At 64.2% G+C, this 22,021-nt stretch carries 18 protein-coding genes; 2 read left to right on the top strand and 16 right to left on the bottom strand.

Annotation, left to right across the window (positions count from 1 at the left end; all coding sequences use genetic code 11):
• Positions 1 to 11: 11 nt before the first annotated feature.
• The 10 genes from ACRRRO_RS01905 to ACRRRO_RS01860 all read right to left on the bottom strand — a co-directional run bounded on the left by ACRRRO_RS01905 (position 12) and on the right by ACRRRO_RS01860 (position 13,741).
• Positions 12 to 1,811 carry a peptide ABC transporter substrate-binding protein gene (locus ACRRRO_RS01905; protein ID WP_424798124.1) on the bottom strand — a complete coding sequence of 600 codons (1,800 nt, stop codon included), beginning with the start codon at positions 1,809 to 1,811 and terminating at the stop codon, positions 12 to 14.
• A 28-nt stretch (positions 1,812 to 1,839) separates the two neighbouring features.
• Positions 1,840 to 3,510, bottom strand: coding sequence for a dipeptide ABC transporter ATP-binding protein (locus ACRRRO_RS01900; protein WP_424798123.1), 1,671 nt, complete (start codon positions 3,508 to 3,510; stop codon positions 1,840 to 1,842).
• The gene (locus ACRRRO_RS01895; protein ID WP_424798136.1) at positions 3,507 to 4,295 is read right to left on the bottom strand and encodes an ABC transporter permease; all 789 of its coding nucleotides are present in this window, start codon (positions 4,293 to 4,295) and stop codon (positions 3,507 to 3,509) included. The genes ACRRRO_RS01900 and ACRRRO_RS01895 overlap by 4 nt, the downstream gene beginning before the upstream one ends.
• A gap of 25 nt (positions 4,296 to 4,320) precedes the next feature.
• Positions 4,321 to 5,379: an ABC transporter permease gene (locus tag ACRRRO_RS01890; RefSeq protein ID WP_424798122.1), complete on the bottom strand. Its 1,059-nt coding sequence runs from the start codon at positions 5,377 to 5,379 to the stop codon at positions 4,321 to 4,323.
• 91 nt (positions 5,380 to 5,470) lie between these two features.
• Positions 5,471 to 7,285 carry a peptide ABC transporter substrate-binding protein gene (locus ACRRRO_RS01885; RefSeq protein ID WP_424798121.1) on the bottom strand — a complete coding sequence of 605 codons (1,815 nt, stop codon included), beginning with the start codon at positions 7,283 to 7,285 and terminating at the stop codon, positions 5,471 to 5,473.
• Between the two features lie 113 nt (positions 7,286 to 7,398).
• Complete coding sequence (locus ACRRRO_RS01880) at positions 7,399 to 8,694, bottom strand: neutral/alkaline non-lysosomal ceramidase N-terminal domain-containing protein (protein ID WP_424798120.1); 1,296 nt, start codon at positions 8,692 to 8,694, stop codon at positions 7,399 to 7,401.
• Complete coding sequence (locus ACRRRO_RS01875; RefSeq protein WP_434080984.1) at positions 8,691 to 10,037, bottom strand: hypothetical protein; 1,347 nt, start codon at positions 10,035 to 10,037, stop codon at positions 8,691 to 8,693. Before ACRRRO_RS01875 ends, ACRRRO_RS01880 begins: the two co-directional genes overlap by 4 nt.
• 64 nt (positions 10,038 to 10,101) lie before the next feature.
• Entirely contained in the window at positions 10,102 to 10,446 is a 345-nt protein-coding gene (locus ACRRRO_RS01870; protein ID WP_434080983.1) for a hypothetical protein, read from the bottom strand.
• A gap of 70 nt (positions 10,447 to 10,516) precedes the next feature.
• Positions 10,517 to 11,851, bottom strand: a complete 1,335-nt coding sequence (locus tag ACRRRO_RS01865) for a hypothetical protein (RefSeq protein WP_434080982.1) — start codon at positions 11,849 to 11,851, stop codon at positions 10,517 to 10,519.
• A gap of 483 nt (positions 11,852 to 12,334) precedes the next feature.
• Complete coding sequence (locus tag ACRRRO_RS01860) at positions 12,335 to 13,741, bottom strand: IS1380 family transposase (protein WP_424798336.1); 1,407 nt, start codon at positions 13,739 to 13,741, stop codon at positions 12,335 to 12,337.
• Positions 13,742 to 14,302: 561 nt separating this feature from the next.
• On the opposite strand from ACRRRO_RS01860, the gene ACRRRO_RS01855 reads away from it, so the two are divergent.
• The gene (locus tag ACRRRO_RS01855) at positions 14,303 to 14,821 is read left to right on the top strand and encodes a helix-turn-helix transcriptional regulator (RefSeq protein ID WP_424798229.1); all 519 of its coding nucleotides are present in this window, start codon (positions 14,303 to 14,305) and stop codon (positions 14,819 to 14,821) included.
• Between the two features lie 74 nt (positions 14,822 to 14,895).
• Positions 14,896 to 15,714, top strand: coding sequence for a phytanoyl-CoA dioxygenase family protein (locus ACRRRO_RS01850; protein WP_434080981.1), 819 nt, complete (start codon positions 14,896 to 14,898; stop codon positions 15,712 to 15,714).
• A 425-nt stretch (positions 15,715 to 16,139) separates the two neighbouring features.
• Here ACRRRO_RS01850 and ACRRRO_RS01845 read toward each other — a convergent pair whose 3' ends face one another.
• From ACRRRO_RS01845 to ACRRRO_RS01820, 6 genes are all read right to left on the bottom strand, one after another.
• Positions 16,140 to 16,622: a sulfatase-like hydrolase/transferase gene (locus ACRRRO_RS01845; RefSeq protein WP_434081539.1), complete on the bottom strand. Its 483-nt coding sequence runs from the start codon at positions 16,620 to 16,622 to the stop codon at positions 16,140 to 16,142.
• The gene (locus ACRRRO_RS01840) at positions 16,546 to 17,259 is read right to left on the bottom strand and encodes a sulfatase-like hydrolase/transferase (RefSeq protein WP_434080980.1); all 714 of its coding nucleotides are present in this window, start codon (positions 17,257 to 17,259) and stop codon (positions 16,546 to 16,548) included. The genes ACRRRO_RS01845 and ACRRRO_RS01840 overlap by 77 nt, the downstream gene beginning before the upstream one ends.
• 43 nt (positions 17,260 to 17,302) lie before the next feature.
• On the bottom strand, positions 17,303 to 18,088 hold the full coding sequence (locus ACRRRO_RS01835; protein ID WP_424798232.1) for a carbohydrate ABC transporter permease: 786 nt from the start codon (positions 18,086 to 18,088) through the stop codon (positions 17,303 to 17,305).
• A gap of 118 nt (positions 18,089 to 18,206) precedes the next feature.
• Positions 18,207 to 19,142, bottom strand: a complete 936-nt coding sequence (locus tag ACRRRO_RS01830) for a carbohydrate ABC transporter permease (protein WP_424798233.1) — start codon at positions 19,140 to 19,142, stop codon at positions 18,207 to 18,209.
• A complete protein-coding gene (locus tag ACRRRO_RS01825) occupies positions 19,114 to 20,451 on the bottom strand; it encodes an ABC transporter substrate-binding protein (RefSeq protein ID WP_434080979.1) in 1,338 nt (445 codons plus the stop codon). Before ACRRRO_RS01825 ends, ACRRRO_RS01830 begins: the two co-directional genes overlap by 29 nt.
• Before the next feature lie 95 nt (positions 20,452 to 20,546).
• Complete coding sequence (locus ACRRRO_RS01820) at positions 20,547 to 21,962, bottom strand: glycoside hydrolase family 3 protein (RefSeq protein WP_434081538.1); 1,416 nt, start codon at positions 21,960 to 21,962, stop codon at positions 20,547 to 20,549.
• Positions 21,963 to 22,021: the final 59 nt, after the last annotated feature.

Below are 22,021 nucleotides of genomic sequence, written 5' to 3'. Positions count from 1 at the left end.
CGGGCTGGTCTCTAGGCGTCCTCGTCCACCCACAGATCCTTGAAGTAGTACCGGTCGGCCTGGGCTCGCAGCTCCAGACCCTGCACATGCGGCTGCGCGATGTAGTACATGCTGTTCCACACCACCGGTAGGAATAGTTCAGAACGTTCACGGATCGCGGCGGCGTCCCGCAGGATCCCCTGTTGCTCGTTCTCGTCCACGGTCTCCTGGGCGTCGAGCACGCGCTCGGCGAACTCCCGCGCGAGCGGCTCGGTACCGTCGTGGCGGATCCGCTCCACCGCCTCGGTGCGTTCGCTGGAACTCAGGGATTCGTCGGACTGGACCTCCTGGAGCTCGGCGTAGGAGTCGATGTCCAGCCCGGCCTCCCGGGTCATGTTCGGATCCCAGAGTTGCTGGACCTGGTAGGGCCAGGTGCTGATCCCGGAGAAGGAGCCGTACCAGAGTCCGAAGTAGTCCTCATCGTGGGTGTCATAGCGCCGGTCCACGTACACGCCGACTTCGACGACATCCTTGGTGACATCGATCCCCAGGTTGGTCTGCCAGGTATCCACGATCGCGTCCAGTTGCGGGAAGTCGGCGCCGGCGAGCAACGTCAGGTTCGGAAAGCCTTCACCGTCGGGGTAGCCGGCCTCGGCAAGCAGGCGCTGGGCCTCGGCAACCGCCTCATCGCCCCACATCTGCTCGTGGGCGGCCAGGTCCTCGCCCCAGTCAGGCGTGGCGGGGGAGAGGAGCGTGGCGGCGGGCTCGGTGAGTTCGGAGATACCGGCGATCTGCTCCCGGCCCAGGCCCAGGTTCAACGCGCTCCGCACCTCCTGGTCCTGCAGAATCGTGTTCTGGCTGTGCAGTGGTGTGACGTAGGTGGTGCCGGAGTTCTCCAGCAGGATCAGGTGCTCACTGAGTTCGGGGTCATTGATGAACCGGGTGACCTCAGCGGGCTCGGAGAGTGCTTGGATGTCGACTTCGCCGCTCTCGTACGGCACTGTGGTGGTGATTGAGCCCTGCTCGATGAGTTGGACGTCGATGCTGTCCAGGGCGACGTTCTCGTTGTCCCAGTACTCGGTGTTGCGCTCCAAGCGCATGGAGGAGTTCGAGACCCAGTCCACCAGGTTGTAGGGCCCGTTACCCACCCAGTTCTCAGGCTGCTGCCAACTGTCGTCTCCTTCGACCGCGCCCGGGTTCAGGGGCAGCATCGAGGGATAGGTCAGGCCCATGATGAACCCGGGGTTGGGCGCCTCCAGGGTGAATTCCAGAGTGGACTCGTCGACGGCCTCGATGCCGACGTCCTCGAAATCCTCCACGATCCCGGCGTTGTACTCCGCGGCGTTCAGGATGCCCAGGTTCGCTTGATAGGAGGAATCGCCGGTGGCGATCCCGCCGGTACCGCGGGCGGGATCGAGCAGGCGCTGGTAACTCCACGCGAAGTCCTCAGCGGTGACCGGCTCGCCGTTGGACCAGTTCGCGTCCCGCAGGTGGAAGGTGTAGGTCAGACCGTCGTCGCTGACGTCCCAATCCTGCGCCATCGCGGGGCGAACGTCGGTGCCGTCACCGGTCTGCAGCACCAACCCTTCCAACAGGCCCATCTGCACCAGCCACATCCCGAAGGTGATCGACTGGGGGTCGATGTGGGCGAAGTTGGTCAGCTGCACGGTGATGTGCCCGCCCTGGGCCTGCGCGGCGGTACCGCCGCCGTCATCGTCCTCGACTTCGGCACCGCCGTTGCCGAACAGGTTGCAGCCAGCCAGCAAGAGCGCGCCGGCGGTGGCGACCGCAGCGAGGCGGAGCCGGGAGTGGATCGGACGTGCGGTCGACATTGACACAGGATCTCCGGGGTGTGGACCGTCAGGCAGCCATCGCTCTGACGGGAAGGATGGCATCGAGCAACTGCTGGGTGTAGGGGTGTTCGGGATTGGTGAAGATGGACTCTCGATCGCCGTACTCGACGATCTCTCCCTTTCGCATGACCGCGACGGTGTCGGACATCTTTTCCACGACGGCCAGGTTGTGGGAGATGAGCAGGTATGCCACGCCCAGGCGCTCCTGGATCTCGTTCAGCAACTCCAGAATCTGGGCCTGGATGGACACGTCCAGGGACGACGTCGGTTCATCGCAGATCAACACGTCCGGGTTCGGGGCCAACGCCCGGGCGATTGCGATCCGTTGCTGCTGTCCACCGCTGAACTGCTGGGGGTAGCGCTGCGCGTCGTCAGGGGAGAGTCCGACCAGTCGCAGCAACTCGGCCGCGCGGTCATCACGTTCGTTCTTGGTGCCGATCTTCTGCAGTCGCAAGGCCTCGGTGATGTTGGTACCGGCGGTGTACTGCGGGATCAGGGAGCCGTAGGGATTCTGGAACACCATCTGCATCCGGTTCCGCAACAGGTGTGACTCCTTGGAGTGCACATCGACCCCGTCGAGGGACACCTTGCCCTCATCCAGACCGTGCAGGCCCATGACGAGGCGGGCCACCGTGGACTTGCCGCTGCCGCTCTCCCCGACCAACCCCAGAGTGCGCCCGGACCTGATCTGGAAACTGACGTCCTGCACGGCCGGGACGTCCCCACCGGCGGTATGGAACGTCTTGTGCATATGCTCGGCGACGATGATCGGTTCGGACTGGGCGGTGGTGTCCCCGGTCGCCTCGGTGGAGTCCGCCGGCGTGATGGAACCGGTGGTGCGGGAGGTGTTCCGGGCGGTGCCCACCTCCAGAGTCGCCGAGAGCAGCATCTTGGTGTAGGAGTCCTGCGGATCATCCAGGACCTGTGCGATGGTGCCCTTCTCGACGACCGCCCCCTGGTTCATCACCAGGACGTCGTCACAGAACCGCCGGGCCACGCCGAGGTCGTGGGTCACCATGATCATCCCCGTGCCACCCTCCTTGATCTGTGCCAGCAGGTCCAACACCTGGGCCTGCACGGTCACGTCCAGAGCGGTGGTGGGCTCGTCGGCAATGAGCAGTTTGGGGGAGGAGATGATGGCCATGGCGATCATCGCGCGTTGACGCATGCCGCCGGAGAACTGGAAGGGATACATCGAGGCCCGATGTTCCGGTTCGGGGATGCCCACATCCCGCAGGGCCTCGATCGCCCGGGACCGGGCCTGCCGTCTTGAGCAGAGTTTGTGCCATGTGAGCGCCTCGGCGAGTTGCTTGCCCACCCCGATGGTTGGGTTCAGCGCCTCCATGGCGTTCTGAAAGACCATCCCGATCTCCCGCCCGCGCACCTTGCGAAGTGCGCCGGGAGACACGGTGAGCAGATCGGTACCGCGGTAGCGGACCTCGCCGTCGAGGATCTCTGCCGTCTTGGGCAGCAGCCGCAGGAGCGAACGCACGGAGACACTCTTTCCGCTTCCGGACTCACCCACGATCGCCAGGGCGCGCCCTTCCTCCAGGGTGAAGTCCACGCCGTCGGCGGCCACGAACGTGCTGCCGTCGGGCCGGCGGAACCCAGTGCGCAATCCTTTGACCTCCAGCAGCGGGCTGACCGGTTCCTGGGCGTTCTGAGGGCGTGTGTTCACCCTTCCTCCTGTGTGACGTCGAAGGCATCGCGGACACCGTCACCGATCCAGGTGAAGGCCAGCAACGTGACGGCGAACGCCAATGCTGGGGAGAGGACCATGTGCGGCATCGACGTGGCGTAGCGGACCCCCTCGTTGATCATCGCCCCCCATGAGGGCATGTTGGCGATCCCCAGACCGAGCAGCGATAGACCCGCCTCGGTGGTGATCGCGGCCGGTACGGCGAAACTTGTCGTGACCAGCAGCGGACCCAGGGCGTTCGGCAGGATGTACCGGGTGGCGATCGTGGGACCTTTCGCACCCATGCCCTTGGCTGCCTCGACGAACTCACGCTTCTTGATCGTCATCACCTGGGCACGCATCAACCGGGCCTGGGTCACCCAGCCGGCGACCGCGATCGCGGCCATCACCGCCCAGAAACTGCGGCCGAAGACCGTCACGAGCAGCACTGCGAACAGGTACCCCGGGAAGGCGTACATCACGTCGGTGATGGCCATCAGGAGCGACTCGATCTTGCCCCCGCGATACCCGGCGGTGACACCGATGAGCAGGGCTGCCACGACCGAGATGATCTCGGCCACCACGGCGACCATCAACGCGGTGCGGAATCCGAAGATCATCCGGGACAGGATGTCCCGCCCGAGCACGTCGGTGCCCAGCGGATGCCCGGGGGTACCGATCCCGGCGAGGGTCTGGCCGTAATTCGTCGCGGAGTGGTGGTAGGGAGCGAGCACCGGAGCGAAGATTGCCACCAGTGCGAGGACCACCACAACCCACAGGCTGATGAAGGCCAGCCGGTTGCGACGGTACCTAGCCCAGGCCCTTGACCACGGTCCTATTCCCTTGACCTTCGTCTGCTTCGGGGTCGGAGATGGCTGTTTTTCTGCGGTTTCGACTGCCACGGAGCTTACGCCCACTTTCTGCGCGTACGCGCGGGTCGAGAAGGCCGTACACGAGGTCGACGATCAGGTTGGTGACCATCAGGATGATGGCAAAGAACAGGGTGGTGCCCATCAGCAAGGGCATATCCCGGCTGGTGGCGGCTTGGGTGAAGGCCAGACCCAGCCCGGGGATGCGGAACATGGTCTCGATGAAGACGGTGCCGGTCATCAACGCGGCCAGCATCGGACCGCTCACCGTCACCAGGGGAATCAAGGAGTTCCGTAGCACGTGCTTGATGATCACGACCCGGTACTTGCCCCCCTTGGCCAGGGCTGCGGTGACATACTCCTCCCGCAGGGTGTCCAGCACTGAGGAGCGAACATAGCGGGCCAGGACCGCCAGGGGCCCGACCGCCAAGGCGAGGACCGGTAACACCAGATGTTCGGGCCCGGACCATCCGGCAGCGGGCAGTACCCGCAACCAGCCGGAGAAGATCAGGATCAGGAACACCCCGACCAGGTAGCTCGGCAGCGCGTTGCCCATGGTCAGCACGAACATCGAACCGGTGTCCCACAGCGACCGCTGTCGCAGTGCCGCGAGTACCCCGATCGGGATGGAGATCGCCAGGGCTAGCGCCGTGGCCAGCACGGCCAGGGCACCGGACACCGGGAACCCCTGGGCGATCAGTTCCTCCACGTTCTGCGCCGGGTACCGGTAGGAGGGACCCAGGTTCCACGTCAGCGCCCCGCGCATGAAGATGAGGTACTGCTGCCAGGCCGGGACGTCCTCGCCGTAGCGGGTGGCGAACTCACCGGCCACGGCCTGCATCTGCTCCCCGGCCATGCCGGTGGCTCCGGAACTGGCGCGCTGGATGTCGGCGAAGTTGCCCGGGGCCATCTGCAGCAGCGTGAAGGCCAGCATCGACACTGCGACCAACGACAGGGCCATGCGGACCAGTCGACGACCGATGAATCCGATCATTCCCATGCGCACCCCTGCTTCCTCATCGTTGGCCGAGGGTCAGCCGGGCGGGGGGACCGCCCGGCTGCTTGCCGATGTGAGGCAGCGAAGCGAAGTCTCACTCCGCCGCGTCCTCGTCAACCCACAGGTCCTTGAAGTAGTAACTGTCAGCCTGAGCGCGCAACTCCAGGCCCTGGACGTGGGGTTGGGCGATGACCACCGAAGAGTTCCACACGACCGGGACGAAGATTTCCGCTTCCTCTCGCAGCCCGGCAGCCTCCTTCAGGATCTCCTGCTGCTCGGCTTCGTCGACCGTAGCCTGCGCATCCTCGACACGCTCGGCGTAGGCCTGTGCGCTCGGGTCGGACATGGTCGCCAGAGTTTCCTCGATCTGCTCGTTGCGTTCAGTCGCGGACAGATCGGGGTCCTCGTTGATCTCCTGGAACTGCTCGTAGCCCTCGTCGGTCAGAGCGAACTGACGCGTGAAGTTCGGGTCCCACAGTTGCTGCACCTGGTAGGGCCAGGTGCTCACCCCGGAGAAGGAGCCGTACCAGTAACCCAGGTAGTCCTCATCGTGCAGTTCGGCCCGCCGTTCGACGTACACGCCGACCTCGACCACGTCCTTGACGACGTCGATGCCCAGGTTGGTCTCCCAGGTGTCGATGATCGCGTCCAGTTGGGCGAAGTCGGACCCGGCGAGAAGGTGCAGGGTGGGGAATCCCTCTCCGTCGGGGTAGCCGGCATCGGCCAGGAGGCGCTGGGCTTCCTCGACCGCCTCGTCACCCCACATCTGATCGTGGGCAGCGATGTCCTCGCTCCAGTCCGGCACGATCGGGCTGACCAGCGTCGATGCGGGTTCGGTGGTCTCGGAGATCCCCGCGATCTCCTCACGGCCTATGCCCAGACTCAATGCGGTGCGGATCTGTGGGTCTTCCAGCAGGGTGTTCCTGCTGTGCAGCCGGGCGAGGTAGGTCGTACCGGAGTTCTCCAGCACGTTGACGTGCTCGCTCAGTTCCGGGTCGTTCATGAATCGGGCGATGTCGGCGGGCTCTCCGAGTCCCTGGATGTCGACTTCGCCGCTCTCGTACGGGACAGTGGTGGTGATTGAGCCCTGCTCGATGAGTTGGACGTCGATGCTGTCCAGGGCGACGTTCTCGTTGTCCCAGTACTCGGTGTTGCGCTCCAGGCGCATGGAGGAGTTCGAGACCCAGTCCACCAGGTTGTAGGGCCCGTTGCCGCGCCAGTTCTCCGGCTGCTGCCAGTTCTCATCGCCGTCGATCGCATCCGGGTGCAGCGGCAGCATGGACGGATGCGTCAAACCCATCACGAACCCCGGGTTGGGGCCCTCGAGGGTGAACTCCAGCGTTGATTCGTCCAGGGCTTTGATGCCGACCTCCTCGAAGTCCTCGACGGCGCCGGAACTGTACTCGGTGGCGTTGAGGATGCCGAGTGTGGCCTGGTAGGAGGATGCTTCGGTGGTGACCCCGCCCGGTCCACGGCCGGGGTCGAGGAGCCGCTCATAGGTCCGCACGAAGTGCTCGGCGGTGATCGGGTCACCGTTGGACCAGTTCGCGTCCCGCAGGTGGAAGGTGTGGGTCAGCCCGTCCTCGCTGACCTCCCACTCCTGGGCCACAGCCGGGCGCACATCGGTGCCATCAGGGGTTTGCAGCACCAGGCCCTCCAGCAGACCCTTCTGCACCAGCCACATGCCGAACGTGATCGACTGGGGGTCGATATGGGCGAAGTTCGTGGCGTGGACCGTGATATGACCGCCCTGCTCAGCCGCCTCTCCGTTGTCACCGCCGCCCTCATCGATACCCGAGCCTCCGTTGCCGAACAGGTTGCATCCGGCCAGGACCAGCGCGGCGGCCCCGGTGACGGCAACGGAACTGACAGCCCGGCGTGCTGAGCGCTTCTTGAGTGCGGCTTCCATCGATATCCTCCTTGATACGGACCCATTGAATTGGGACTGTCCGAAACTACTGTAGAGCACTGACGCTATGTCGACTAGTGCGGGCGGTCAAGGTCTCGTTGGTCACGGGTTGGTCACGGCTTGGTGACCGACTGGGCGGCGCGCGCGTGGGCCGGTACTGCGACGAGATCGGAGATCGCCTCGAGCACGACGCTCTCGGCTGACATGGCGAGGCGGGCCGGCATGCCTAGGTAGTACGGCGCCTGGTCGGGTTCGTAGCCGCCCTCCGCGTGGTGCTGCGCCTCGACCAGGTACGTCGTCATCCCGTCGGTGTATCCCATCGGCAAGCAGGTGTGCCCGCTGACCCGCTTGGTGTGCAGGCCGTAGCGACTGAATGGTTCGCCTGCCATCCCCAGCAGTCGCAGCCGTTCACTGAGGTCCACGCGGACCATGTCAAGAAATGGTGTGCGGGCGAACCTGTCCGGATGGTCCAGCATCAGCCGGGCCCATTCGCCGACGTAATCATCGGATGCGGCCAAGCGCCGCAGTTCACTTGTGTCCACGCGGTCCTGCAGGGGTAGGTCCACCTGCGCCCGCCTGACGCCGATCCGCGGAGGTCCGGCGGCGTGCGCGGCTCCGAAGGCGGCCCGGGCCGCGCGGGCCAGGTCCTGGCCCATCCGGTCGATCTCGGGTTGCGCCCCGTCCCGGAACAGCCCGTCGGGGGTGTACATGTCGGGGTTGACGTCGCCGCAGCAGCCCTGCAGATACATCACCACCGGCGCGATGTCGGATTCCAGTTCGGTGGTGAGCGCGCCAGGAAAGTCCGGGCTGAATGCGTGGCCGTGGTGCACCACCGGATGGCAGGCGAAGTGCACGAACGCCGCTTGGCTGCGCCCGGATTCGTCGACGAAGCGTACGGCGGTGAGTTCCCGATCGATCGGTGTGTTGGGCAACGCGCCGGCCGTGCGTGCCCAGCGTCTGTTCACGCTCACGTCTGCCGTCGCACGTCCGATCTCGATGCGCACCGGTGAGCGTTCGCCCAGGGCGGCTTCGATACTGGCCAGGGTCGTCCGGCGGAGGTGATCGAGGTAGTTCGTATCCACCTTGCCCAGGGAGGGGGCCATGTACCGGCACGTCTGCGGCCCCGAGTGGGTGTGCGTGGCGTGCAGCACGAGGTTCTGCTCGGGGATGCCGAAGGTGGCGCGGACCTGCTCGCGCAGGGCCTGGACCAGCTCCTCGCCCCACCACAGCAGGTCCGCACCGACGATCACCACCGGTGGTTCGTCCCGTCCGCCCAGCACGAATGTTCGCAACTGCAACGGGCTCAGTGCCGTCTCGGCCGGCCCGAACGCTGCTCGGGTCGCGTACCCGGCCAGTGACGTCGGTCCGGGTGGTGTGATGTCCGCCCGGTCGGTGCCCAGCAGGGTCATGGCCGCAGGAGCCAGGAACTGTGGCCCACGGGTAGGTCGACCCCCAACTCCACGAACGGGTGGCCGTGGCGCTGCACGGTCCGCACCCGCGCATCCTCGGAGTCGGGTTGGACACTCTCGGGTAGCGCCAGGATCAAGGCGGCTCCGGGAACTGCGCGGGGAGTGTGAGCCAACACCTTCCACCCCTCCTGGACCCGTTGGACGCGCACATGCACGTCGCGGCGGGTGCGCTCCCAGGTGTTGATCTCCTCGGCCGTCCACCACGGCATCCCGCGCTCGCGTGCCGCCTCGGCGACCTCGACACAGGCTTGCGTGGTCAAGGGCCGTTTGCGCAGGTGCGGGCCGTGGAACAGGAAGTGAGCCACGCCGTGCTGGTCCTGCGCGGCATCGAGAATGACATCTCGGACCGAGATGTGGCCTGCCCACGCGAGATCCTGGGTGTGCAAGGGAAGGTTGAGCACATCGTGGAACGTGTCATCGTGACCTGCCGGTCGCAGCGGGAAGGACACGTGGGCAGTGCCGAAGGGGAAGCCGATGGTGCCCTGCTTGCTGGGCCCGCGGGAGGAATCGATCTGGATCCCCACGCGCTCGCACCACGTGTAGAACTCCGTCCAGCCCTCCCAGCGGGTGTAATGGTTCTTGTTCGACACGATGTCTTCGCGACCGCTGATCGCCTGTGCCCAGGCGTACTGGCCGCGCAGTTGCGGCCACCCCCAGTGGGCCAGGTCGGAGTCCGCCATCGCGTTGTAGTGCAGGGATTGCTCATGTCCGGCGTCGGTGATCTCGGCGAGTACCTCCTGCCCGTAACCGCCGGGGTAGACCTGGTGCCACGTCACTTTGACGCCGGCGGCGGCGAACGCCTCGAGTGCGGCGCGGCCGTCGGCCGGGTCATTGCCATCGGCGTCGTGTGACATGTGCGCGATCGCATCGATGCCGGCCGGCCAATAGTCGAGCCACGCCATGCCCGCTCCGGTGTGCCCAGCGGCTTGCCACAGCGCCTGCAGGAGGAGTGACCGCCACCAGTCCGCGTGCGGTTGGTCGAAGATCGGGACGGCCGACGGCGGGGGATAGGTGTGGGTGTAATCCGGCGGTAGGTCCGGCTCCCCGGGGGGCATCGCACGATCCTCTTCGAGATCGAGGGCCATGCCGTCCTCAGCCTTGAGGATGTCGTCATCGATCGGGGCAGTGCCATCGGAGGAGGGGGTGCCGTCGCCCCTGACCGGATAGCCCTGCTGGATCCGGCAGATCGTGTACCAGAGGTCCACCCCGAAGGTGAGGACCACCCCGGCTCCCGCGGTGGTCCGGGTGACCGCTGCGCTGCCATCGCTGAAGGTGGCCAGCACCTCGGCGTGTTCGTCCGGGCGTAGTGCGTGTCCGCGCAGCGCGCGTATCGGGCGCGGGGGGTGCTTAGCCCAGCCTTGGCCACAGGTGACCGTCCCCGCAGCAACGGGTCCCCGGTTCGTCACGCCGGCGACGTCGGCCCAGATCGCCGGGGTCGCCGGTGATGACCAGGGCTCCACCGTCCCGCACCCACGCAGTCAGCGCCTTGGCATGCTCACCGTCGACCGGCTCGGTGACGAGGACGACGCCTCCGGAGCGCAGCGCATCGGGAGAATCGGCCAGGTGGTAACTGAAACCGGCGTGGGAGAGAACCTCCCGGGCATAGGCAGCCCAAGGCACGTCCTCATCGTGCGGCTGGTTGCGAGTCCAGAGGGTCAGAGTTTGTGCGTCATTGCGATCTTCTGTGGTCACAGGACACACCTTGCACGATCAGGGGCCATTTAGGCAAGTCCGAATCAAGCGTTTCGGCCTTGCGCAATAGTCAGGCTTCGAGTCGCTCATCCAGAAGTTGATACCGCACCGGAGGGCGTCCCACTTTCTGCTGCCGTGCCGGAGGCATCGGCCACGCGAGGCCGGCGTCGACCAGGTTGTGCAGGGTGCGCCGTGCGGTGCGGAGCGTGACCCCCTGGAGTTTGGCGATCGATCGATCGGCATCCACGACGCGTTTGCTGTCGCCTTCGGCGTCCAGTGCCTGCACGATGCTGCGCAGCGTCTTGGCGTGCTGGGCCGCGACAGGCTCCCGTACCGGTGCCGGACCGGTTCCCGATGCAGCGAGTGAGATCGGTCCTCCGTTCGGGCCGATCAGGAAGGCGCGATCTCCGGGTTGCTCGGCGGAGAGGTTGACCGCGGCCTGGGCATGTTCCTCCGCCTCGACCGTGGTGCGCCCCAATCCGATTCCGACCTCGGCCTCGATGCCCAGCGCGGAGGAGACATTGGCGAGGAATGGTGCGCGCTGCAGGTCATCGGTGCCCGTGCGTAGTGACCCCATGGTGGTGATCACCAGGAAACTCTGCTCATCGCGTTGGAGCACGGCCGCGTCCATCCGACGGGCTTCGTGCAGCAGCGTGCGGTGCAACGAGAGTTTGAGCTCCTGGAACCAGAAGTTGCTCGAGCTGGTCCGGTTCGGCAGGGCGGAGGCCGGCAGTCGCACGATGACGATGGCGATCCGGGAGTCCTCCATCCGGGCGCCACTGCCGAGGAGCCTGGCGGTACGCAGGGCGTTGCGCATCGTCAGCGGTGCAGGCGCCATGACGAGGTTCGGGATTCCGGCCGCGGTCAAAGTCTCGGTGACCCAGGGGACCGTCGTTATCGCTCCGCTGGTCCGGCCGGCCTCATAACGCTCGACGTGGAAATCCAGGAACTGCTCGGGTGAGACAGCCTCGTGGTACTCGATGACGTGCACGTCCGTCATGTCCACACCGAGCTCGGAGTAGGTCTCGCGGACCTCTCGAGTGTTTACCGAGTCGATACTGACCCGTGCGGTGTCGACTGTTTCGCTCAGGGTTCCGCGGAGCAAGGCTGTCGGGAGCGCGACCCCGCCAGTGGGGATAAAGGTCGCTGGTACCGGTAAGGATCCACCAGAAGTGGCGAGGTCGTAGGGCAACGGCCCCGAGAATAGGAGCACGTCGACGTTCTCTGCGATGCGCAGGGCCTCCTCGCGTACGCCTGCGCCCTTGTCATCGGATGCGGCCAGGAGTCGGTAGGGGGTGCGAACTTCGGCTCGCGCGACAGCAGAAATGCGGTTGAGGAAATTTTCCGCGCCTAGCACCCCGATCGTGACATCTTCGAAACCAGGTCCGGTTTCTCGGTCCTTCATCCGACCCCTCCCTTTGACGTTCACTCGAGGGTATCGCTTCTGCGCGAGGCGGCGAGGGTTGCAGCGAGGCGATAAGCCCTGAAGAAGTCAGCCCGAATTGGGATTCGGCCACGATGGCGCCGACCCGGACCGACGCTCCTGGTGGTTGTGCCACTGGCGTTGATGACGGTCCGGTGGGGCGGGTGCGCGTGGGGTGGTGAGCGGCGGGCTCAGTTCAACCAGGCGTCCCGGTTGGTGGCGATGAAGTTCTCGTCCAGTAGGTGTGGGTCGCGGGTGCGGGTGATCAGCTCGGCCTGCCCGGCCCGGTTGGCGTGGGCTGGGCAACACCGTGCGGAACTCGACCTAAGCCTCGATCCACCGATGGGCTGGGCGCCGGGTCCTGAATCGGCGCTGGCGTGATGTGGGCGGTTGAAGGCGCGCGGCAGTAGCCGGTCTGTCCGGCATTTCCACTTGGCTTTCGGTCGGAGGGGCAGGAAGAGGGGGTCAAGGCGCCGGGGCTCGGGCGGGGAACACGGCGTCGTAGAGCGCGACCCAGGCCTGTGCCCATGGCCAGTTGAGCGGTAGGTGCAGATGTAGTCGTCGCGCGGTGCTGGCGACCCGGGCGGGGATGTTGATGAGCTTGCGCCGGATCGTGGGGGTCGTGGCTCGCAGCAGTGAGGGCGTCTGGGTGAGGGTGGCGGCGGCGCGGGTGAGGTTGAAGGCCATCACGGCGCAGATGAGCCAGGCGGCGTTGGCGTTGAACACTCCCGAGGGCATGTGGGCCAGCGCGGAGGCTTTGAGGTCGGCGTTGACGTTCTCGATGATCGCGTGACGGCGGTGGACCTGGTCGGCAACGACGGTGTCGCGCTCGGTGGACGGGGTGGTGGTGAAGAAGGCGTGGAAGCGCCAGAGGTCGAACAGTGTCGCCTGGCCGTCGCTCTTGTTGGGGTTGAGCTCGGGGATGCGACGGACCACCAGCCGGCCGGGGATCTGCTCGGCCTTCTTGCGGGAGGAGAACGCAGTGAAGGGGATCTCGGCGACTTCAGCCCGAGAGATCCACCGGTCGGTGTCTTGGTCGTAGATGGCCTCGGTGTACTTGATCGGCTGCCAGGCGTCGTCGGCGATGGCTGCGATGGCTCGCTTGACAGGCTGGTCCATCCGCGCAGTGATCGATACCTGAGCCCCGGTGCCGAGCACCGAGGCGACCATCGCGTGGGAGTAGAACGCCGAGTCGGTGCGCACCAACACGTCACGGCCGGCGAGTTGGGTGCGGCTCACCAGGGCCAGTGCGTCGATGGCCAGCCGGGCCGCGCCACGCGCCGAGCCAGCGCTGCCCTTTCGCAGTCGCTGGGCGGCGATCACCGGCGCGAAGTCCCCGGCCGAGACGGTTGCCAGCAGCGCGTTCAGGCCCCGGACTCCGGAGTAGCCGAACGATGCGCCCTGTTTGGCGTAGCCGTGGACTTCGATGATGGTGTCGTCGATATCGACCATCACGGTGTCGCTGCCCTCCTGCTGGTCGCCGAGCAGTGCGCTGTCCGCGGCGAGGTTGATGAGGAACCGGGATGCCACCGCGTCGCCCTGGCGGACATGACCAAAGGTGAACGTGCGCAGGAACGAGCCCAACGTCGAGGGCGCGTAGGGGCGGTCGAAGATCTTGCCCATCGCGCCGTGGCGAAGCACGGCCATGTCATCGATGCTGTCGGCGCCGGTGGCCATGCCCGCCACCAGCGAGGACAGCTTCAGGCCCGCGTTGGCGCCCTTGTCACCCGGCACGCTCAGGTGCTCATCGCCCAACTCGCGTAGACCGGCTCTGTCAGCCAGCGCGACCAGCGGGACCAGGCCGGCTGACGATACGAGATTGGGCTCGTCGAACCTCGCGGAAGTCACGGAATGGGTATGAGACAGTTGCATCTACGAGATGCCCCTCTTGAGCTGGCGATACGGACCTTAGATAAGTCGCATCTTCCCAGGTCAGAGGGGCATTCTCATGCCCCCACGCTCACCAACGCCGCTTCTACATCGGTGGATCCAGGCTAAGACACTCGGCGTGGACTGCCGGTGGGCTTGCTGCCGCGAATGAGGTGGCGGTGGCGGATAGAAGGCTGCGGGTGGCATAGGCTGGTATGGATGTTGTCCGAACGCATCGACTATGGGCGTCCGGGTGCATGGGACGAGTTGAACACCCGGCTGAGCCACAGTCACGTGCCCCGCCCGACCATGCAATGCGGATGGTTTCGTTGTGAGCCCGGTTGGGACTGGCACCCGACCATGGACGACCATGATCTATGGCTGGTCTTGGAAGGAACGGGTCGCGGACGCGTCGGAGGTGACGAGGTCTCTATCAGCCCCGGAACGCTGATCGCCTTCAGGCCCGGAGACAAGGGGGTGTTCCGCCAGGATCCTGCCGATCGGCTGAGCGTCGTGGCTGTCCACTTCGATTTCGTCGAGCCGGCATCGGACCAGGTGGTTCGGATGGCTGACGAGTGGCAACCATCCCGCGTCATCGATCTGCCCAATCATGCCCGGTTGAGCGAACTGCTGCACCGGACGGTGCGGTTGAGCAGGGATCCGGATCCATTGGCCGAGGTCGAACGTGCCTCCGTGTTCGTCCAGGCACTTCTGGAGGTCTACCGGCAGGACGCCCGGACTCGCGGGTATCGGCTCACCTCGGTCGACCCTCGGATTCAGCAAGTGATGGACCTGGTGCGGTACGACCCTTCGTACCGGCTGCAACTGACACATGTAGCTGAGAGTGTCGGCTTGTCACCGGACTATTTCTCCCGACTCTTCTCTCAACAGGTTGGTACCAACTTCCGGGTGTTCGTGCTCCAGGCGCGACTGGAGCGGGGATTCGAACTCCTGAGGGAGACTAGGATGACCGTGGCACAGGTTGGGCGAGCCCTCGGATACGACGATCCCTTCCTCTTCAGCAGGCAGTTCCGCGAACGTTATGGCTGTCCACCGAGTCGGATCCGAGCCACCGATACGTGACTACCTGCTCGGTCCAGGCATTGACCGGTTCGGGGCATGGAGGTATTGGACATCACGCACGTACCGTCGTTTCTATGACCACGATCGATGAGTTGTACAGCGGAACCGAATTGGCAGAAGCGATCCCGTCGCTCATCGAGGTGCAGGGACCCGAACTTGACCGCTACCGCGCTGAGGGCTACCTGGCCGTGGACGCCGTGTTCGATCATGGCCAGATCGGAGCTGCGCTGGAGGGCCTTGCTTCGCTTACCTTGGACCCACGGAGTGCTGACCTCCAGTTCGAGGAATGGGCAGCGGACCGCTTGGAAGACTTCGATGGCCCGGAACGGATGGATGGTGTCCGTCGACTGATGATGTCGTTCGTTGACCTGGAACCCGCGCTCAAGGAGATCGCCTACGACGAGCGACTACTCGAAGTTGCCCGGCGGATCATCGGCGAAGATGACATCGTCCTCTTTCAGGATATGGCGCTGCTCAAGCCTCCGGGTGGCGGCCGGGAGAAGCCGTGGCACCAGGACAACGCGTTCTTCACAGTCAAGCCGGGAACCCCGATTGTCGGTGTATGGATCGCCCTTGATGAGGCGACTATCGCGAATGGGTGCATGCACGTCATTCCGGGGAGCCACCGGGAGGGCCCGGTCATCCACTTTAGGCGCCGCGACTTCCAGATCTGCGATACCGACGTGCAAACGTGGCGTGACGTCGCAGTGCCGCTGAAGCCAGGTGGCCTGATGATCTTCGATGGCCTGTTACACCACGGCACGCCGCCGAACAGAACAGACACCCGCCGTCGTGCGCTGCAGTTCCACTTCATTGCTCGGTCAGCCCATATGGTGACCCAGGAGGAGCGGATGGCAGTGTTCGGCAGCGAGGGCAAAGACGTCAGTTGCTGAGACTGGCGACCCCGGGCCCAAGTCCCTGGGCCGAGTTAGCCGTTGGCGCCGAGCGGCAGAATCGCTAAGCGTCCTTGACGATCACGCTGTGCCCATGTGGTGCGGAAGGAGTTTGTCATGCGGGCGTGCGGGCACTAGTTGTCCGTTCTCAACCACGCCACCAGGCCTTTCCTGCAACCTAGACGCCAACTCTGCGCGCCAAGGCTCCAAGTCCACCCACTCAGAACCGAGTGTTAGGTCACGCAGTTCATGTGGATCAGTGGAAATGTCGAAGAACTGCTCTCGACCTGTTTGGCTGAACCAGATGTACTTGGACTGTCCATCGGTAAGGAAGTGGGCGCCGTCGACGTAGTCGTAGTGACCGGAGTGTTCCCCGTGTAGATACGAGCGCCACTCGACCGGCCCCTGTCCCCGTACGATTGGCATCAAACTGCGCCCGGTGACTGCTTCAGGGATTGGTGCCTGCTGCGTGCGTCGAAGACCGTCGGTAAAACGTCCTGCAGCCCCACAGGCAACTCGCTGACAATGTCGCTGGGGATCTCTAGCGAAGCTGGCGGGGTGATGAAGAAGGGGACGCGAGCGGAGGCTTCGTACGGAAACGTCTTGCGATACAAGTTGTGGTCGCCGAGCATCTCGCCGTGGTCAGAGGTGAAGATGATCATTGTGTCGGCGAGCAACTTGTGACGACGTAGAAAGTCCACGACGCGTCCGACCTGGTCGTCGACGTGGTTGATGAGCCCGTAATAGCCGGCTCGGGCCTGCTTCATCCTTTGGGAGTCCAAGTTCAGCCGCCATCCCATCACGTCGGCGCCCTGGGCGGGGTCGACTTCGTCAGCCCAATCGCCGACGACGGGCCCGGGTAGTTCCTGGCTCATGTACCGCTCGTAGTAGAGGGTCGGTGGGGTCAGGGGTGGATGTGGATCGAGGAAGGAAAGGTTGAGGAAAAAAGGAGCGGAAGGATCGCTTCGCGAGGAACTCGATTGCTCGGCTGGCGCACCAGAAGGTGTGCGTTTGATGCTCCGGCAGGTGACTGGGTCTACTGACCCAACTGTTGGCGTTGACCCCATGCGCCACGGCCGGGCCGATGCTGGAGCCGTCGGCCTGGGTTCGCAGCCAATCGACGTAGTCGTTGGAGAAGTCCGGTTCGTCCGGGGCGTACTCGTACTGGGTATCGGCGAGTTCTAAGTGGTCGAAGCCGTAGCGTTTGCGCTTGGGTTCAAGGTGGAGCTTCCCGATCAGGCGGGTCTGGTAACCCGTCCGGGAGAGTTCTCCGGGCAGCGTGTAGGCCGGGTGCCAGTCCACCGAAGTCATGCCAACCATGCCGTGGGCTGCGGGTTCTTGTCCGCTCATCAGCGTTCGCCGCGCCGGGACGCAACTTGGCGTCTCCGAATAGGCGCGCCGGAACCGTGTCCCAGATCGTGCCAGCCAATCCAAATTGGGCGTTTGTACCACCGGATGTCCTTCGACGCCGAGGGTATCCCCGCGGTGCTGATCGGTCGTGATGAGCAGGATATTGGGTCGTACCTCTTGGGATGTAACGTCCATAGTTGTCCTCTCAATTCTCCTGGCACGGCGGACCATCACGGTTTCAACCTTTCAGCGCGCCACCGGCCAATCCCTTGAAGACGTGCCGCTGCATCACGAAAAACACGAGAAGCGGTGGGATCATCACCAGGATCGAGGAGGCAGCGATCACCCGTTGATCTGCCGAGAAGGCACCGGAGAGGAACTGTACGCCGACGGTCACCGGATACATCGTGGTGTCACTGAGTACCACCAGCGGCCACAGGAATTGGTCCCACGAATCTAGGAATCCGAGCACGATCACAACGGCAAGCGAGCCGGTGACACCCGGGAGCATCACGCTCCAGAAGGTACGAAATGCTCCAGCGCCGTCCACGCGGGCGGCTTCCTCGAGTTCATTCGGAATGTTCACAAAGGCCTGTCGCATCACGAAGATGGCAATGATTGAAATGCCTTGTGGCAGTACGACGCCCAGGAAGGTGTTGAATAGGCCCAGTTCCATCGTGATCATCAGCGTGGCGACGAGGATGACCTCGAACGGTAACGCCGTCGTGGCCAGGAGCACCGTCATGTAGAGCATCCGCCCGCGAAAACGTATCCGGGCCAGAGCGTATCCGGTGAGGGTGGCGAGCAGCACGGTAAGCACAAGGGTCATCGCCGAGATGATGACGGAGTTGAGAAAGTACTGTGGCAGCGGGATAGCCGTCAATGCGGTGATGTAATTAGTGAGCGTGGGGTTTTCGGGGATGAGGCTGCCGGGGAAGCCAACCGCTGTTTCCCCGATCGATTTCAGCGAGTTGGAAATCTGCCATACGATCGGTGAGATCACGGCGAGCACCGCGATAATCATCAGGGCCCACCGGAGGATCCGCTCGCCCGGAGAGGGCACGCCCCGTGCCCGTTTGCGACGACGCATTGGGGGAGTCGGCTGCTCTTCTGTTGAGACTGCTGTTTCTACTGCCATGACCTCACACCGCCACTCTTCGGGAAGCCAGAAACCGGAGAAGGGAGACGACGACGACCAGAGCGAATAGGAAGACGCTGATCGCAGAGGCGTATCCCGCGTCCGTACCTGGGGATACACCTTGACGGAACAAGTAGAACACCACGGTCTCCGTACTCCGCCCGGGACCGCCGCCGGTCATTACGTACGGTTCGGTGAATGTCCGGATTGAGGAGATCGCCGCCAGAATCGCGATGAGGAGCGTGGTGCCCCGAATCTGGGGCAGAGTGACGGACACGGTCCGTCGCAGCCAGCCAGCTCCGTCCAGTTCAGCGGCTTCCTCGAGTTCCTGCGAGGCGTTCTGCAACGCGGCGAGCAGAATTAGGGTGTATAACGCCACTCCCTTCCACAGGGTGACAGTCATCAGGCTGAAGATTGCGATCGATGGGTCGCTGAGAAATCTGATCGGCTGGTTGATGGCGTTAACGGCGATCAGCATTTGGTTGATCATGCCGTCCGAGCGCAGCAGCCATTCGAACAGGATCGCCACGATCGCCATCGGCATCACCATCGGCGAGAAGACGATAGTACGAACCAGGGTGGTGCCACGCATCAGGGTGTTCAGCAACAGCGCGAGGCCAATCGCCAGTGCAGTAATCGTCGGCACAACCACGGCGACATAAAGCAGGCTGCGCCCTACCGCCGCGTGGAAGGCCGGGTCGCTCGCCAAGCGAACAAAGTTGTCCACACCGATGAACTGCCCCCCACCGATGGTGCGCACATTCGTAAACGACAGCACGAAGGTGTTGATCAGCGGCGCGAACAAGAACGTGCCCTGGATGATCAGCACGGGGGCTAGGAACGCCAGCGGCACATACCACCGGTGTCGCCGTACCCTAACCCCCGTCTTGCCGCTCGACTCCTGGGCGAGTTCAGGAGCAGACTTGGAGACAGTCGTCACTCAGCGCGTCCTTGAAGGATCGAGGTGATCGCCTCTCGGTCCGCTCCAATGCAATGGAGATCTCTTCATCGCCCATGAGTGCCAACTGCATCTGTGACCACAGTTCTCCCTCGATCTCCCGGTCCACGTCATCCGACTGCGGGGCGACTCGCTCGTCGAGCAAGTTTTGCGCGGCGATGGCCCGGCCCTGGTCCACGAGGTCATCTTCCGCCTCGGTGAAGAACGGCTGATTCAGGGCGTCCGGTGTGCTCGGAAAGACCACTGACTCGTTCGCAAGAAGGAGTTGGTTGTCGGAGTTGGTGACAAAGCGAGCAAACTCGATGGCCGTGGCCTGGTTCTCTGACGTGGTGGGGACAGCCAGTCCATGGGCCACAAGCCACGCCTCATCGTTCTCGTCCACTATGGGCGGGTGGACCTCAAGTTGTGCCAGGAGGTCAGGTGCGTTTTCATCGACGATCCGCAACTGGTTCGGGCCACCCGAGCCGAAGGCCACCCGCCCCTCGGACAGGACCTCGAGCCCGCTTCTAGGCTCTGCGGTAATGCTGTCAGCAGGGATGCCGCCGTTGAGGTAGAGCGCGTGCAAACGTTCCACGAGGTCCTGGGCTTCCGGGGTGTTGATCACCGCCTCCGTGGCGTCGTCATTCACAATTGGAGTCCCGGTCGCGAGCAAAGCGTTCTTGAAGATGGATGCCCCGAGTTGGAAGCCGGCGTACTCGGTCTCCTCCCCGATCACGGCGGATGCGTCCATCATGTCAAAGTAGGTCCGCGGGATTTCATCGAGTCCGGCTTCTTCCATGATTGTCGTGTTGACCACCAATACGGGCGTGTTCAGATACCAGGGGAGAGCCGAAATCTCCGGCCCCCCGATAGCGAAGACTTCCCACGCGGACTCCAGATAGTCATCCTGCGCCTCTGGGACCATCGCTGACATGTCTAGTACCCGGCCCTCTCGCGCAAGCGGGGTCAGGTGCCCGCTGTCGAGGTTGAGCACGTCAGCCAGGTTCCCCGAAGCCGCATCGGCATTAATCTTCTGCGCTGTGCCGTCAGTGGGTACGTCAACCCAGTTCACCGTCACCTCGGGGTGCATGTCCTCGAACTCCTCGATATACCCGTTGATCAGGTCATCGAAGGTGGGTGAGAGTTGCATGGTCTGGAAGGTTATGGTGCCGGCGATTTCGGCATCGTCCAGGTCCTGCGGCTCGGGTGCTGAATCTCCCGGATCGCCGAGGCCGCAGGCTGTCAATACCAGAGCGAGGGCTGATGCTCCTGCGATCAAACCGAGCGGGCGAGTTCGTTTTGTTGTGTGCATTTAATGCTCCTTGCTGATGTCGTTACGCTGGCGACGGTTCTCTCGTGGTGGGTTGTGCATTGGGTCTTGCTGGAGTAGCGATGCGATGGTTCGTATCAGGTGTCGGAAAGCAACACCTGGAAGGCGGCGGAAAAGCCCGAAAGAGATGGCATACCGAAGACGTCGAGTGCGGGCACTGCCACCGCAGGCAGGTCTGCCCAGTAGTGGTCCAAAGTGTCCGGTGGCCCCGCGAGGAAGACCACCGCAGGTATCCCGGATCGTTCGATGCCAGCGATCGCTTCTGCTTCCCATGCAGTAGGGCCTGCCTGTCCGTAACTGACTATGACTGTGGGCCCAGTCAATGCGCTCGTTTCATGCCGCACCTGTACAGGGCGACCGACGATCCGCGATAGCCGAAAGCCGAGAGCAGACGCCGTTGGAGCTTCTCCCGATGACTCGGCCATCACCACTGTGATCGGACCGGTGCCGGCGGGGAGGCGCGGTTCGCCGACCGTGCCGACGGCCAACTCCTCGCTCAATAGTGGCAAGGCATCAGTAAGTACTTCGTGTGTCGTCGAGTCGACGTCCAGGGGCGCCGCCAGCACCCGACCGAATGCCTCCCGGACCCGTTCCTCTGTCACAGTGCCATCGAGTAGCCCGTGTTCCATCTCGTCCAGGACTGATGGCACCAACTCTGGCGGGCATTTGACGTTGGCGACGTCGCACCCTGCATTAATGGCAAGTAGTGCAGCCTCTGCCGGTGAGTGCTGCTTGGAAACCGCTGCCATCCGTAGCGAGTCGGAGACGAGGAGTCCAGTGAATCCCAGATCGTTGCGCAGCAACTCGGTGCAGATCCGTGGGTCGAATGTCGAAACAGTTCCGTTGGATTCGTCGCCGAATCGCAGATGGGCGGTCATCATCGCACCCAGACCCGCGCGCACCGCTTCGGCGAACGGAAGCAGGTGTCGGCTCCACTCACTTTCGCTGCGTAGCACCACCGGAAGTCCTAGGTGCGAGTCCACGTCGGCGTCACCGTGTCCAGGCAGGTGCTTGACAGTGGCGAGGATGCCCGCTTCTTGGAGACCGAGGCCGTACTCACGCATGTGCGCGGCCACGGTGCTGGGGTCAGTTCCGAATGCCCGCACGCCGATGACCGGGTCCCGGGGTGTGGCTCGTACGTCCGCCACAGGCTGGAAGCACCAGTTGTAGCCGCAGGCCCTCAGATCTAAACCCACCGCTCGCCCTGCTGAGCGGGACATGACCGGGTCCAACTGGCCCAGAGCGGCAGGGTAGGGAACGTCTGTTCCGCCCGCACCGGTGGTGTAGGCCAGCCCGGTCTCGGCGTTCGCGCCGATCAGCACCTCTACGCCGGTCGCCTCCCGCGCTTGTTCGTGCAAGTGGTTGTTGAACCGACGGCTGGCACGCACCGCTTCAGAACTAGCGGAGGCACGCAGCGGAGGTCCGTGGAATGCTCCCACGCCTGCTTGGAGTGCTGCGATGGTCGCATCACTGGGACCTCCGTGCGTGCCCATGCTGGACCGGACGAGGAGGAGGCGTGCAAGCCTTTGGCGGGTGCTCATCATGCCCCAAT

The sequence above is a fragment of the Sanguibacter sp. Z1732 genome, assembly GCF_051020515.1.
In the GTDB taxonomy this organism is placed as follows: Bacteria; Actinomycetota; Actinomycetes; order Actinomycetales; family Beutenbergiaceae; genus CALKWS01.
Note: the sequence above shows the minus strand (reverse complement) of the source record. Positions and strands in the feature narration are given on the sequence as shown.

What these genes read in the sequence shown, in the direction of transcription:
- ACRRRO_RS01905 (WP_424798124.1), bottom strand. Translation starts at nt 1,811, where the DNA reads ATGTCGACCGCACGTCCGATCCACTCCCGGCTCCGCCTCGCTGCGGTC.
- ACRRRO_RS01890 (WP_424798122.1), bottom strand. Translation starts at nt 5,379, where the DNA reads ATGGGAATGATCGGATTCATCGGTCGTCGACTGGTCCGCATGGCCCTG.
- ACRRRO_RS01885 (WP_424798121.1), bottom strand. Translation starts at nt 7,285, where the DNA reads ATGGAAGCCGCACTCAAGAAGCGCTCAGCACGCCGGGCTGTCAGTTCC.
- ACRRRO_RS01880 (WP_424798120.1), bottom strand. Translation starts at nt 8,694, where the DNA reads ATGACCCTGCTGGGCACCGACCGGGCGGACATCACACCACCCGGACCG.
- ACRRRO_RS01865 (WP_434080982.1), bottom strand. Translation starts at nt 11,851, where the DNA reads ATGAAGGACCGAGAAACCGGACCTGGTTTCGAAGATGTCACGATCGGG.
- ACRRRO_RS01860 (WP_424798336.1), bottom strand. Translation starts at nt 13,741, where the DNA reads ATGCAACTGTCTCATACCCATTCCGTGACTTCCGCGAGGTTCGACGAG.
- ACRRRO_RS01855 (WP_424798229.1), top strand. Translation starts at nt 14,303, where the DNA reads ATGGCTGACGAGTGGCAACCATCCCGCGTCATCGATCTGCCCAATCAT.
- ACRRRO_RS01850 (WP_434080981.1), top strand. Translation starts at nt 14,896, where the DNA reads ATGACCACGATCGATGAGTTGTACAGCGGAACCGAATTGGCAGAAGCG.
- ACRRRO_RS01840 (WP_434080980.1), bottom strand. Translation starts at nt 17,259, where the DNA reads ATGGACGTTACATCCCAAGAGGTACGACCCAATATCCTGCTCATCACG.
- ACRRRO_RS01835 (WP_424798232.1), bottom strand. Translation starts at nt 18,088, where the DNA reads ATGATTATCGCGGTGCTCGCCGTGATCTCACCGATCGTATGGCAGATT.
- ACRRRO_RS01825 (WP_434080979.1), bottom strand. Translation starts at nt 20,451, where the DNA reads ATGCACACAACAAAACGAACTCGCCCGCTCGGTTTGATCGCAGGAGCA.
- ACRRRO_RS01820 (WP_434081538.1), bottom strand. Translation starts at nt 21,962, where the DNA reads ATGGGCACGCACGGAGGTCCCAGTGATGCGACCATCGCAGCACTCCAA.